We start from the raw sequence: 409 nt of genomic DNA, 5'->3' as shown, positions 1-409 counted from the left end.
GAACGCCGCAGCGCTTGACTGCCTGCCGCAGGTCGCCGTCAGCGATGACGCCGCGACCAAGATCCGCCTCGGCAATCCCGTCATCATTCGAGGGCGCGACGCGCCGGTCGAGGCCGAGGAGGCCTGTGCCACGGCGCGCGGCAAGCTCGTCGCCATCGGCGCCATCGAACAGGGCATGTTCAAGCCCAAGCGGGTCTTTGCCGGTTGACGGCACTCGGCTAGTTTCGGCTCGCAGTTCCAGGAAAACGTGTAACGGTTCTCGTCGGAATTGCATGAAAACCGACGGTTAGAGCAGCGATCTGCTATGACGTCGCGCCCCAGGGGAGCTCATGGCCCAGAGGAATCATGGCCCAGAGGAATCATGGCCCAGAGGATTATGGCCCAGAGGATTGTGGCAATGGCTGAGACC

General features: G+C 63.1%; 1 protein-coding gene. It reads left to right on the top strand.

What is annotated here, in order from left to right:
• Positions 1–208 (top strand): tRNA pseudouridine(55) synthase TruB (locus EOA60_RS37160; protein WP_206628493.1); only part of this gene is annotated, 208 nt, incomplete at its 5' end.
• Between the last annotated feature and the right edge of the window lie 201 nt (positions 209–409).

Source organism: Mesorhizobium sp. M1A.F.Ca.IN.020.06.1.1 (assembly GCF_004023265.1).
Taxonomy (GTDB): Bacteria; Pseudomonadota; Alphaproteobacteria; order Rhizobiales; family Rhizobiaceae; genus Mesorhizobium.
The sequence above is the reverse complement of the archived record's forward strand: the minus strand, read 5'-3'. Positions and strand labels throughout refer to the sequence as shown.